The sequence below is a fragment of the Paenibacillus sp. JT22N12 genome, from assembly GCF_056269365.1.
On sequence record NZ_JBWDNU010000024.1, the window covers coordinates 1 to 13,347 of the forward strand.

The following is a 13,347-nucleotide window of genomic DNA, read 5'->3' on the forward strand; positions in this document are numbered from 1 at the left end:
TACTTTACCCGTCGAATCTACCGTGGCAACCGATGCGTTGCTTGTGCTCCAGCTCACCGATTTGTTCGTAGCGTTCGTTGGTTGTACCGTTGCGGTCAGGTTTGCTGTGTCACCTTCCGTTAAATTGAGCGTGGTTTTATCCAGCACAACTCCGGTTACCGGAACGGTCGTAGTTCCAGCGGTTACTGTCACCGCGCTTGTTGCTTCGAAACTGCCATTCGTTGTCGTTACCTTAATCGTGGCTGTTCCTGCCGATACTGCCGTTACTTTACCCGTCGAATCTACCGTGGCAACCGATGCGTTGCTTGTGCTCCAGCTCACCGATTTGTTCGTAGCGTTCGTTGGTTGTACCGTTGCGGTCAGGTTTGCTGTGTCGCCTTCTGTTAAATTGAGCGTGGTTTTATCCAGCACAACTCCGGTGGTTGGAACTCCGACCGTAACATCAGCCTTACTAACTTCCACAGTGGATGCTACATCACTATGTTTGTTTAGGGTAGTAAGGGCAGACTCTCCAAGATCTAAAGTTGCTGTTACAGGATTTTGCTTATCTACAAGCTCAAAAGAAAGCTTGATGACATCCTTATACGTGTCATACTCTTCAAAGCGGATTGCTTCGTCAAGGTCAGCCTTGATGTTTACCACTCCAGGGCTCACTTCAGTAGCAGCGAAATCACCAGTATCTGCTGTTACCAGTTCCGCACCTACATACTTGATTTTTGTGCTGTCGTAATTGAATGTTGTATCCAGTTTCTGTACTGCGGTAGCATTGCTCATTGCGTAGTAATAATCAACGTTTGCAGTTGCATCGTCTTGTTGATTTGCTTTAGCATACACTTTTACTTTCTCTGGCTCTTTAACCAAACCATAAGTATCAAGTTTTTCCAATGTATCCGACCGGAAAGTGTCAACCGTAATGCTGGTCGGGGTAACGCTGATGGAGGAGAAGGTTGGTGTATGAAGCTGCATTCTGACTTCGGAATATACTTCCGGCGTTGTTTGCAATTCATAATACTTACTTCCGCTCGCCGAGTTCGCTGTAACGTAGGTTGAACCTGTCGGGTTAACATCTCTTCCTTGACTGTCAACAAGCTGTCTTCCTTGGAGATTGTCACCGTTCATAACAAATGTTCTAACGTAAGAGTGATCATGACCCATAAAGATCATGTCTACATCCAGTTTATCGAAGAATGGAAACAAAGCTTGTCTTAAGCCGGTAATTGCTGTTTCCGTTGAGTGTGGACCAGCTCCATAGATATCATGGTGAAACGTTACGATTCTCCATTTGGTGTCTGGAACTGCAGCAACTGTGTCTTCCATGAATTTGCCATGCTCGGCACCGTTCATATTGTTGGTATTCAATACCATGAACAAGGTATCGCCATAGGTGTAGTAGTAGTCACCGCTAGCATTGGTCGCGCCCAGCGTTGATTCATTAGGAACATTAAAGTGATATTTGTAATTCACATTGGTGTCGTGATTACCAACAGCTGTTGCCATAGGCAGGTTTCTAAGAACCGCAGGGCTTTCAAAGGCATCATACTGCGCTTCGCTGCTGTTAGTTTCAATTTGGTCCCCTGCAGACATGATAAAGCTGAAGTTGGGGAATTTGCTGACCGCTTGGTTCAACGTATTCGTCCAGCCTGCTGTATCATTGGGCACACTGCCTGAAGCGCCAATTTGCGGATCTCCTACAAACATGATGGTGTAGTTTGTCGGATCTTGAGTGGCATAATCGTAAACCGGGCTCCAGTTGGCATCGTTGCCGTCACCTACACGGTATACATATTGAGTTTTTGGAGCAAGGTTGATAGCAGTTGCCTTATTGGAATAATAGACTACTCCTGTAACTGTCGCTGCTGTAGTTGCCGTTCCTGTTACTGTCACAGCGTTGGCAGTGGGAAAGTCAGTTCCAGTCATATCTGATTTCTTAGCCATCTGAACAATACTGGCAGCCGGTTGACCGGGTGTATACCAAGTAAAATTCAGTTTTGTCTCATCTGCACCAGTATTAAGCGCGATGTCCTTGACAGAGTAAGGGACTGCATCAGCTTGGACGACGTTTACCGGACTAAGCTTGTTATTAAAGCCCGGGATTCTCGACGGGAGCAGAGATATGACAAGCAGCAATGACAGAGCCATTATACTAATCTTGTAAACTCTTTGCTCCTTCTGACTGAATCTCTTCAACATTAAAAAAATCACCTCTTAAATAATGTTTGCCCGGGTGTCTCACCCATAAGAGCAACTGCATCAATATAGCCTAAGTTTGTAAAATGAAATGTTCAATTACATGAAAATTATGTAAATGTGGCAACATTTTGACTGCCCTCATTTGTGGAAAACGGCAGGAAATTGGTTTTACAAATAGGCTTTCATAATAAACCAGACCAATCCAAAAAGCGCAGTTGCTGTAAGGATTCCCGGAATTACCCGTTGGAGCTTGCGTAAATAATAGAATACGAGATAAAGGATCAGCGCAACAATTATCAAACCGACTTCAATACCTGCATTATAGGCTACTAGAGAAGAGACAGAATGTCCGCCGTCCTCTCTCATCCCTGACAATACTCCAGCAAACCCGAACCCGTGGATTAAACCAAAAAGGCCAGCCAGCCATATATGATACTTCATATTCTTGTTGAACAGGGTGTTCAATGCCACATATAGAACACTCAGGGGGATGACAGATTCAACGAAGGTGTCAGGCAATGACACAACGTGCAAGCCAGCCAAGATCAGGGTTAAAGAATGCGCTGCGGCAAACACAGCCACAACCGCAAGGGTCTGCTTTATCGTTTTGCTTCCTATAATAAGAGCCAATAGGAGCAAAATAGCTTCAACTGCGGTTAACCAATGCTCCAGACCGATCAGGAAAAAATGCTGGATCGCATATTGGAAGCTCATTTGACCTACTTGTAGCTCCCGGAGTTCGTTCACAATTACGGCTTCTTTTTTCAAATCTCCAAGGTTTATCGACACATAGTTAACATGCCATTGATCACTTTCAAAAACCAGATCATAATCCAAAACAAAATCCTTCGGGATATTCCTTACCGGGTACGACAGCTCCGCTTCGGCAAATGGTTGAACCTCGTTCTCCTTCTCTATATGAGAAAGCTTGGTCAGCTTTCCCTTAAGCGGCAAATCATCTGCATATAACTGGATTTTGGAAAGCATATAGGCTTCTACTGATTCCCGCGAATTGTTGACGAAGCGGTCCAAAACCTCTGGAGCTGTTGAAGCTATATCAGGATCATCCGGAGCCGTCGCTGCTCTCAGATCGTACATATCTATCTTCAATACATATTTAATGGCGCCATTTTCAAATGTAATATCCGAATAGGCTAAGCTGTTATTGTCATGGGCCATTGTAACCGGCACCCATAAACCAAACAGAGCTAACGATGCTGCAACCAACAGAATCCATCTTGTCATCATCTTCATGTCCTCCTGAATAGCTTTCTTAAGAAAATCACACCTCTTAAATACTATCTTCTAAATCTAATCAACTGAAAAGAGATGTCATTGTGTTGTTTATGTAAAGCAAGTCCAAAAAATAGGCTTTATTGGTATAATCAATCGTACTGATTTGGGTCACAAACTTCATGGAGGTTAAGATATGTTTGCATCAAAAAAAGTCAGAGTCATTCTTTTCATTGCCATATTGCTGCTCATATCCGGATCAATGTATGCTTTCAATCAATCTCCCGAGCCAAAGTATAATGATCAAGGCAGTTCATCTAACAAAAAATATGAAAAAGCAAAAGTATTGAAGATTGTCAGCGAAAATTTACAAAAGGATCCGGAAAGAGGGAATTTCTATACCGGTTCCCAGGAGATAGAGCTTAAAATTCTGTCCGGTGAGCATAAAGGTGAAGTTCATACCATTACAAACAATGTGAGCGTATATCTAAACGTTATTGCTAAAAAAGGGCAGACCCTGATTGTAAACATTGACACTGCTGACCCCACGTACTATTTGATAACGGTTTACAGTTATTATCGGGCACCTATTATGTATGGGATGGCTTTGCTGTTCTTCGGGGTTCTTTGGTGGATTGGCGGAAAGAAAGGCTTGATGTCGGTTCTGGGCATCATATTCACTTTTGCTTGCGTTGTATATTTATTTATCCCGATGTTATATAGAGGCTATTCTCCGGTTCTTGCATCCGTGTTGGTCGTTATCCTTGCCACTTGTATCACATTGCTGTTATTGAACGGTTGGAGTTCGAGATCGTTGGCAGCTATATTAGGCACTATTAGCGGAGTGGCGATTTCGGGGATTATTGCTTATATTGCCGGAAATTTAGCCCATATTTCAGGCTATAATACCGCAGAGGTCGAAGTCTTGGTTGTCGTTGCCGATGAGACCGGACTCCAACTCGGAGGGCTGCTGTTCGCAGGAATACTACTCTCCTCCCTTGGCGCCATTATTGATGTAGGCATCTCCATTGCCGCATCCATTTATGAAGTTTATACGACGGATCCTAAGCTGAGCAAGCAGGCATTGTTTAAATCAGGTATTAATGTGGGCCGCGACATGATGGGCACAATGGCGAATACGTTGATCCTTGCCCTTACAGGAACGACCCTCGCTTCGCTCATGATCCTATATGCGATTAAAGCGCCCCTCACCCAGTTGCTTAATATGAATATGGTAACCATAGAAGTGATTCAAGGAATAACCGGTTGCTTTGGCGTTGTATTGACCGTACCAATCGTCGCTTTTATTTCCTCAAGAATCATTCCGAATTTCGAGAAGAAAACTGCTATGAATCAGGAGTTAGGAAAATCGCCAGTAACCCGTGTCTCTTGAAGTATGAGACTGGAACAGAGCGGCTGTTTCAGCCCGTTATTTCCTTGCGAGATCCTTTGTTTCAAAAGCTAATCCCAAATTCAAAAAAAGAAGCGTTGGCACCTCATCGGCCAACGCTTCTTCATTATTTACTATTGAAAATATTTACCAATGAAACGCTTCTCCCAATTTCTAGGTATGCGCTCTTATGAATATCGTTCAGTAGTCTCCTGTCATCCCCCAACTCACCCAATAAACACCACGGCCCCATCCCGCTCCAGCGCCTTCGGCAGCTCTGCCGCAAGACGTTCAATCCGGACAAGCATTTGTCCGCGGCGCTCTCCGCTCAGCTCCTGCTCAGCCCACTGCTTCAAGCGCTCCAGCTCATCCAGCACGGCAGGCAGGTCCTCTTTGGTAATATCGATGCCGGATGAGAAAACGGGCACCCACTGCAGCCCGAGCTCCTTCACGGCAGGCTCCCAGCATTCCTGGAAAAAAGCCTCGGTTGCAACCGGCACGTTAAAGAAACGCTCGAATTCATTTTCAGGCTCAGGTATAAAAGCGCTAATGGACATTATGGTTTCCCCCTAAACAGAACGTTGAATGTATGATCCGGAAATTCCGTCCTCAGCTGGTTCAGACTGTTCTCCACGGCGCTTCTGAGCGCAGGCGTATCGCCATCCAGCCGGAAAACGAATTGACGGATCGATTTGATCTCCTCAAGTGACGGCACCTCCGCTGAACCATGCGCAGTGGGACGGGTAGCGACCGCTTTGGTTTGCATATTCAATATGCGGTTGCGGGTCTTCGCCAGGATTTGTTTATCGGCGAACTGCTGCGGCGTCTGGGCCGGCAGGCCGGTCCTTGGATTGATAATATCCAGCCCCTTGGCTGTCTTGTCTTCAATGAAAATACCCTTATCCAAATCGATTCCATCGAACTCGCCGACCGGGTTGCCCCGTTGGTCGACAATTTCGACCTCATGATACGATTTCCCTGCCGCTGCGGTTGTATCGTCCTTCTCTTCGTCGGATTTATTTTCACCGTTGCCTTTATCCTGCTCAGGATCATCGGTTTTATGGCCTCCGGTACCGTCTTTCTTCGGAGGTTGTTCCGGTTCATGCCCGTCAGGCTTCCGCCGCTTGAGCTTGTCGAGGATGCGTTGTATCGGCTTGCGCCCTTTCTTCGCCGCCCATTCGAGGGCTTTGCCAAACGGAATTCGGCTGAGCAGGATGGCCAGACCTGCGGCGATGGCATTCTCCGGCGTCAGCAGCCGCTTGGGATCGCGGATATCGCTGGCAATCTCATGTCCGCTACCGGCAATGCCGGGGATCGTCAGCGCAATGCCGAGCGCCGGCCAGAACTCGAAGAACAGCAGGGACAGCGCAAGCGCCCCCAGTATAATCGCGCCTTTCTCGAATCCGCTCAGACGGTCCCACCAGTTCTGCAGGGAATCGAACAGACAGGCGAAGCAGGCATCACCCGAGCCTCCCGAAGCATACGCCTCCATTCCTGCCCACAACCCCGCAACAAGCAGCACCACTGCAAGCCCCGCCGCCGCCCCGAGGAATATTTTCATCCGTTCCCGGACCCGGTCTTCTCTGCCTGCCGCTTCCTCATTGCCATAGCGTAAAATGAAGCCAAGCTCCCGCCGCTCCCGGTAAAATCCCATCAGATAAGCGAACCTGCCGTTCCTGCGGAAGAGCGCTTCGCCCATATTCCATATTTCGGAGAATGGGTTGATGATGGACTCCTGCGCAAGCAGCGGGAGCTTGCTCCGTACCTGGTTAAGCGTCCAATAATCGGCGACCAGCGAACCTGCCAGCATCAGCAGAAATACATCCTTCGTCTTGTAGCCGCTGCCAGTCCAATCGTGGATATGCAGCAACCAGCCGGGCAGCCCGTATTGCCCATTATAGGCGGCATGATCCAGGATCGCCCATACCAGAAGCAGCCCGGGAAACACAAAAATCCACTTGTTCAGCCGGGTCCGGAGACGGTAGGCAATGCCGCAGCCGAGAGCGATCATGGCCGTATGTACGGGATGGCTTACCGTCATCATGGATGGCAGGAAGCTCTCCTCGAAGCGTCCCGGAAACAGCGTCCAGAAATCCCAATGGATCGTCTCCCCGCCGAACATGGTATAGCTGTAGCCGTAAGTGTCCGAGATGATCCCGGAGTTGGCCCAGCGGCGGGACAGCTCCTCCACCAGCTGAAACCCCGTGCCGGATGCGGCTCCAATCAGCGTATAATCGCTCAGGCTGAGGGCCGAAGCACGCCGCGAGAATAGCAAAAAGACTCCCAGTGGAATCAGCTTCCACGCTTCCTCCACGACCGGTGTCAGAACCGCCATCGACCAGGTGTCCGAGGTTCTCCCTCCGATAACCGCATGAACAGTATTGACCGTAAGGGCCGTAAACGGCACCACCAAGAGGGCACCCGCCATTACGAACGCAGCAGCCGGTTTCCATGGCAGCGTTTTGCCCCTGCACAAGACCCAGAACTGCAGCAGTACATAAAAAGACCATAAATACTGGACCATCATCTTGCGGGATTCTTCGAAAAAAATCAGGCTGAGCAGAAGCACGGCCAGCGAAATCCACGAAAAAACCGTATATGCCGTACGGATCAAGGGATATCTCGCGATCCAGCCTTTACATAACCGGTAAACCGCCTCCAGCCAATCCCGGATTCCGGTGCGGATTTGCCAGATGGTATTCGTTATACTCTCCTCCCTTCACAGCAGCTTATGCCCACTATTGTATGCTTTTTTGCAATACGGCCAAGCCAATATGAGCAAATACTAATGATTACCCCAATTGAATGGAAAGTAAAAGAAAGGCAGCAAAAATAAGACCTCATTCCTGATTGGAATGAGGCCTCTCGTTCTTTAGCCGGATAATATCATCCATCAAGCCCAGGGTTCCCCGCCCAGGACTTGCTTGAGTCCAGGCTTAACCGTGACGATACTCTGCAAAAACCAGCCTATACGGCTCAGCGCCAGCAGCGGCTGCATCTGGTGACAGCCGCAGCAGGTACTCATCGATTTGCTCCAATACAGCTCTAGCCTGCTCCTGCGATAGCTGATGGGTCATTCCATGACCGGGCAGATAGCCGAATTTAGAAAGCAGCTCAATATTCACGTTTACGCCTGTGAGGATTTGGACATGACTGATCAGAACATCGTCGGGAGACGGCGAAGCAGCAGCCGGGAGCTTCCCGTCCACCTTCAGGCAGTAGGCCCGCAGCATGGCATTAACAGCCATAACCGCAACCGTCAGGCTTTGCTCCGCCATTCCGTTATTCCAGAAAATAAGCGCGCTCTCCATATATCGCCGGGAGGTGTCATGCCAGTATTGAGGATTCAACAACAAGCTGTGGGACAATACGGACGATTCATCCAGTCGCTCTGCCATGCCAGCCTCTTTTCGAAGTCGGAAAAAGTAAGATTATTCCGTCATGTCCTGTCATTATACACCATTTTATTACTGTATAGTAGTTGTTTATCCAAAAAACTTATTATCGGTATGTTATGAAGCTTGCTATATTTCACTACACTTTTAGCAGAAGAGAGGTGTAGTCATTATGTCGGAAACCCTTAAGCTGGTTGGCGCGAGAATCCGGGACATTCGAAAATCCAAAGGATTATCCCAGGAGGCTCTGGCCGAATTGGCCGGGTTTAATTCCAGTTATATCGGGTTTATTGAAAGAGCGGAACGAAATATCTCCATTCTTAATCTCGAAAAAATCGCAGTAGCGCTCCATGTTGGCGTTTCTGATTTATTCTCCTATGTCCGGGAATACGAGGATCTTGCTGAAAGCGAGTCCCGCCTCAAGGAGATTTTATCCATGCTGAAAAATCGCGATTCGCGCGATCTCAATACGGCCAAAAATGTACTGCTGGAGATTTTCGAGCGTTATGATCATAAAGGCTGAGGTGTAACGGATATCGCCATCCTTTGGCGCAGTCGACGAAAAGCTTATCCTTCCTGCAACGTTAGAAACGACAAATCCCCCCGCCCTGTCGATCATGGGCTGAGGGGATTTCTTATTTGTTTGCTCTTTGTTCGAATGCCATTTATCGGGCATCGCGTTCTATTTTGCTTCTTGTGGAATGCCTGAGCATCATTTTGTAGGGGATAATCATTTTGACCGGGAGGGGATACTGATTTTCCATATAATCCAGCAGCAGCTTGGCGGCAAACATGCCCATTTCCAGCTTGGGCACATGAATGGTCGACAAAGGCGGCGAGGTGAATTCCGAAATTTCAATATTATCGACGCCAAAAAAAGCGATATCATCCGGAATTTTGAGCTCGCGTTCCGTGGCGGCGCGCATCGCGGCAATGGCCATCATATCGCTCGCGGCAAAAATAGCGGTCGGCGTATGCGCGCTATTCTCGAACGCCTGCTTCGTCAGCTCATAGCTCAAGGAAACATCCCATTTCACATCGATAACCCAGTTATCGTGGACCGTCAGACCCGCCTCCTGCATCGCGCTCCGATAGCCGAGGAAACGCTTCTCATCGCGGAAATTATCGTCGAGCTCCGCTCCCCCGATATACGCAATTTGCCGGTGGCCCTGCTCAATCAGATGGTTGACGGCTTCCTTCGCAGCGGCGGCGCGGTCATAGCTGACAACCGGCACATCCTTATCCGATATATCCACCCCGACAATATTCCGCACATTGGCCTTGATCCATTGATAAGCCTCTCCGTCGATACGCTCGACCACAAGCATGCCGTCGATCCGATGCTCCTTCACAAGCGACTTCAGCTGCTCGATATCCGACTGCTTCTCAATGCTGTATACAAATTCAAGACGCATTCCCGCTTCGGTAAGCGCCTTCTCAATTCCTTCCAAAATAACCGAGAAATACGGATTGTTATACTTGTTCTGAGGCATCGCCACAACGCAGCCAATATGATACGTGCCTTTGGGCTCATTTTTCTTTATCTTGGCCGGGCGGGATGTTTTGTAGCCAATTTGTTCAGCGGTTTCCCATATTTTTTTGCGTGTCTCATCGCTGACCGAACGGTTCGTATCGTTCTTCATAACCCGCGAAACGGTTGAAATGGATACACCTACCCGCTCCGCGATATCTTTCAGTTTAGCCATTCTCCCATTCCTCTTTTCACAAAACCATATCTAATAGAACCGAGCCCGGACTTTGTTGGGGCAATTATTAGTCGCTCAACAAAAATTTGCGGCAAATCTAATTTTATAGTTCTTGCAGGAGTAAGTCAAGAAATTAAAGGGCCGTTCCAAGTGAAAATATGGTTAATGCTGTCTTCCATACGGAAAAATACAGGACAAGCGCGATCACGCTTGTCCTGTATTTGGCTTATACGAATGCCTGGTTTCAACGCTGCTGCACTATTGCAGTTTCGAAGCCAAATCCTTAAGCGCCGCCTGAAGGTCGCCTTCGCCCGAGAGCGGAAGCTTCAGGGCTTGCTCGCCGTAAGTCCATACAAGATCGGTTTTCTTGGTGGTGAATGGTGAAACAATGCCATACTGTTGAGCATCGAGGAAGATTTTGTTGGCTTCACCTACGGTTTGAACATAGGCATCCGCTGCCGCTTTGTTAGCCGGAATGGAATAGCCCTGTTTTGCAAGCTCAGTCTGTCCGTCAGGACCGGCAAGCCAGGCAAGCAATTTGTAGGCAGCCTCTTCATGCTTGGTGCTCGAGCTGATCGCAAGTCCGGCGGGCTGAACAACGGTTTGGTTTGTCTTGAATTTAGGCAAATACGAGATGCCGTAATCGATTTTGGCTTCCTGGTAGTTGGTCGTGTTCCAGCTGCCGCCCGGATTCATCGCGACCTTGCCGGTCGTGAGCGTCAGGTTTACATCGCCGCCCATTCCTTCGATTTGGGCAGGTGTGGTGTTGATCTTCTTGTTCTTGGTCAGATCGATGAAGAAATTCAGCACTTCCTGCGCTTCAGGCGTATCAAGCGCAAGCGTATCGTCATCATTGACCAGCTTGGCTCCGTTCGACCACAATTCAGGCTCCAGGAACCAGTCCATTGAAGAGCCAGGGGACAGGGACAATCCCCACTGCACGATATTTTTGGCGTCAAAGCCGGGGTCGTCAGCGCTTTTGCCGTTCTTGTCCAGCGTCATCTTGGTCGCGATATCGACAATCTCATCCCAGGTCGGCTCAAGGGTAGGAACAGCCGCACCCTTCGGATTTGTTTTGGGATCCGCGAACAGCGCCTTGTTGTAATACCACACAATAACATTGGCATCAATCGGGAGCGATACCTGCTTGTCCTGATACTTGTGCAGGCCAAGAAGGCTGTCATCGATATTGCTAAGATCGAATGAGTTCTCGGACAGCAGGCCGTCCAATTCTTTGAAAATTCCGAGGTCAGCATATTTATCAATATACGCATAGCTTGTTTTCAAGACATCCGGAAGCGTTCCGCCCGCAGCGTTGGCCGTCAGACCATCCCAATAGCTGGCCCAGTCCTTGCCTTCGAGCTTGACGGTGATGTTCGGATTGGCTGCCGTGAATTTATCCAGCAGCTCCTGCGTACGCTGCAGCTCCTCGGCTGTTCCCCACTGGGAGTAAGTGATCGTTACGGGCTCATCGGATGGGGCATTGCTGCTCCCTCCCGTTTCAGGATTATTGGCCGAATTTGTTTCGCCGCCGGTGTTGTTGCTTTTTCCGCATCCCGTTATGACAATTGCCATCGTTAACACCAGAATCATAGCGCTGAACAACCATTTGCTCTTCGTTTTCATAGTCAGTTCCCCTTTAACATAATGTAGAAAACAAGCAGAAGCCTAACAGGAGCTATCCCTTGGAGCCCGTAAGCACCACCCCCTCAACGATATACCGTTGTGCGAAGAAGTAGAGCAGGCCGATCGGGATGATGCTTATGAAGGCTCCGGCGGCGAGCGCCGGGAAATCCTGGCTGGTCTGTCCGATCAAGAGCTGCAGCCCCACGCTGAGCGTAAACATTTCGCTGTTCTTGATATACAGGAACGGACCGAGAAAATCGAGCCAGGAGTTGACGAAAGCGAAGATGATCGTCGTAATGATGATCGGTTTGGATAAGGGCATGATGACTCTGGCATAGACAGTCCATCGATTGCCGCCGTCGAGATAAGTCGCCTCATCCAGCTCCTGCGGTATCGTCAGGAAAAACTGCCGGAACAGGAAAATATAATACGCTCCCCCCAGCCAGGCGGGGACGATCAGCGGCAGCCAGGTATCGATCCAGCCCAGCTTCGCGAATAAAACATAAGAAGGAATCATCATGATGGAAGGAGGAATCATCAAGGTGATCAGTACAATCGGAAACAGCCTGTCCCGGTATTTTGTCCGGAATCTTGAGAATCCATAAGCGACTATGGAACTGGAGATGACAGCCCCCGCCGCGACGAAGATCGATATTGTGAACGAATTCTGAATCCACTTCCACATCAAGGGCTGTATGGCGAATAATCGCTCGAACGCTTCGAAGGTAAACTGCTCCGGCAGCAGTGCGGGAGGAACCTTGTACGTCTCGGATTTCGTCTTCATCATGGTTGAGAGCATCCAGGCCAGAGGCCCCGCAAACAGCAGGAAGACCGCGCACAACAGGAAGTATTTTAAAGCGGTTCCAGCAGCGCCGCTCTTGTGTCTACCATTCATAGTTGTTCCCCCCTATTTCTCACCCTCGTAATAAACAAACCGGTTGGATAATTTCATCAGCACCAAGGTGACCAATGCGATAACGGCAAACAGGAAAATAGACTGCGACATCGCCATGCTGAACTTCAGATCCGTGAAAGCGGATTTATAAATGTTGTACACGAACGTGTACGAAGCGTAATTCGGTCCGCCCTTGGACAGCAGCAGGGCCTCTGTAAACATTTGAAAATTGTACATGGTCTGAATAATGATGACGAACAGAATGGACGGGCTGATCATGGGAAGCGTAATGGAGAAAAATTTGCGCACTCTGTCCGCTCCGTCAATTTCGGCCGCTTCATACAGATGACTCGGAACATTCTTGAGCGCCGCCAGGAAAATCAGCACGCCGCTTCCGGATATCCATACCTGCAGCAAAATGATGACCGGTTTAATCGTATGCTCTCCGCCAAGCCAATCGATCTTGTCAATTCCAAGGAGGCCAAGCCCGGCATTGAGTATGCCGAACTCCGAGTTGAACACCAGCCTCCAGATAATGACCGTCGCCACGATCGGCACAAGTGTAGGCAGGTAATAAAATGTACGGAATATGGCAATACCTTTAACGTTGAAATTAAGCAGCATCGCCAGCAGCAGCATGCCCGCCGTCACAATCGGCACACCCAGCACAACGAAATACAGCGTATTAAAGAGACTTTTCATGAAGATCGGATCGTCGATCATATGAGCGAAATTATCGAAGCCGATAAAATTGTAATGGACCGCGCCAGGAAGCTTGGCATCCGTGAACGCATAGAAGATTGAGGTTCCGAACGGAATCAGGAAAAAGGTGATGAAGCCGATAATCCACGGCATAATAAACAAGAAAAATAACAATGTGTCATATTTCCTCAACCTATTCATCATGACACC

At 48.6% G+C, this 13,347-nt stretch carries 11 protein-coding genes; 2 read left to right on the plus strand and 9 right to left on the minus strand.

The features are described from left to right. Window positions 1–2,190: Ig-like domain-containing protein (locus tag AC0YOA_RS36725; protein ID WP_475790721.1), on the minus strand; the 2,190-nt coding region annotated here is incomplete at its 3' end. Between the two features lie 168 nt (window positions 2,191–2,358). Further along, window positions 2,359–3,438 (minus strand): HupE/UreJ family protein, encoded by a 1,080-nt coding sequence (locus tag AC0YOA_RS36730; RefSeq protein WP_475790722.1) that lies wholly within the window; start codon window positions 3,436–3,438, stop codon window positions 2,359–2,361. Window positions 3,439–3,619: 181 nt separating this feature from the next. Here AC0YOA_RS36730 and AC0YOA_RS36735 point away from each other — a divergent pair, with 181 nt between their 5' ends. Continuing rightward, window positions 3,620–4,816: a YibE/F family protein gene (locus AC0YOA_RS36735; RefSeq protein WP_475790723.1), complete on the plus strand. Its 1,197-nt coding sequence runs from the start codon at window positions 3,620–3,622 to the stop codon at window positions 4,814–4,816. 224 nt (window positions 4,817–5,040) lie between these two features. Here the strand turns inward: AC0YOA_RS36735 and AC0YOA_RS36740 are convergent, their stop codons facing one another. The 3 genes from AC0YOA_RS36740 to AC0YOA_RS36750 all read right to left on the minus strand — a co-directional run bounded on the left by AC0YOA_RS36740 (window position 5,041) and on the right by AC0YOA_RS36750 (window position 8,211). After that, window positions 5,041–5,370, minus strand: a complete 330-nt coding sequence (locus tag AC0YOA_RS36740) for a hypothetical protein (protein ID WP_475790724.1) — start codon at window positions 5,368–5,370, stop codon at window positions 5,041–5,043. Beyond that, entirely contained in the window at window positions 5,370–7,427 is a 2,058-nt protein-coding gene (locus AC0YOA_RS36745; protein WP_475790725.1) for a PrsW family intramembrane metalloprotease, read from the minus strand. Before AC0YOA_RS36745 ends, AC0YOA_RS36740 begins: the two co-directional genes overlap by 1 nt. Before the next feature lie 322 nt (window positions 7,428–7,749). Continuing rightward, window positions 7,750–8,211: a hypothetical protein gene (locus tag AC0YOA_RS36750; RefSeq protein ID WP_475790726.1), complete on the minus strand. Its 462-nt coding sequence runs from the start codon at window positions 8,209–8,211 to the stop codon at window positions 7,750–7,752. A gap of 169 nt (window positions 8,212–8,380) precedes the next feature. Here AC0YOA_RS36750 and AC0YOA_RS36755 point away from each other — a divergent pair, with 169 nt between their 5' ends. Beyond that, window positions 8,381–8,731 carry a helix-turn-helix domain-containing protein gene (locus AC0YOA_RS36755; RefSeq protein WP_210038655.1) on the plus strand — a complete coding sequence of 117 codons (351 nt, stop codon included), beginning with the start codon at window positions 8,381–8,383 and terminating at the stop codon, window positions 8,729–8,731. A 142-nt stretch (window positions 8,732–8,873) separates the two neighbouring features. Here AC0YOA_RS36755 and AC0YOA_RS36760 read toward each other — a convergent pair whose 3' ends face one another. From AC0YOA_RS36760 to AC0YOA_RS36775, 4 genes are all read right to left on the minus strand, one after another. Further along, the gene (locus tag AC0YOA_RS36760; protein ID WP_475790727.1) at window positions 8,874–9,914 is read right to left on the minus strand and encodes a LacI family DNA-binding transcriptional regulator; all 1,041 of its coding nucleotides are present in this window, start codon (window positions 9,912–9,914) and stop codon (window positions 8,874–8,876) included. A 258-nt stretch (window positions 9,915–10,172) separates the two neighbouring features. Beyond that, entirely contained in the window at window positions 10,173–11,540 is a 1,368-nt protein-coding gene (locus tag AC0YOA_RS36765) for an ABC transporter substrate-binding protein (RefSeq protein ID WP_475790728.1), read from the minus strand. Between the two features lie 52 nt (window positions 11,541–11,592). Further along, entirely contained in the window at window positions 11,593–12,435 is an 843-nt protein-coding gene (locus AC0YOA_RS36770; RefSeq protein WP_475790729.1) for a carbohydrate ABC transporter permease, read from the minus strand. A 12-nt stretch (window positions 12,436–12,447) separates the two neighbouring features. Further along, complete coding sequence (locus AC0YOA_RS36775) at window positions 12,448–13,341, minus strand: carbohydrate ABC transporter permease (RefSeq protein ID WP_210038651.1); 894 nt, start codon at window positions 13,339–13,341, stop codon at window positions 12,448–12,450. Window positions 13,342–13,347 lie beyond the last annotated feature (6 nt).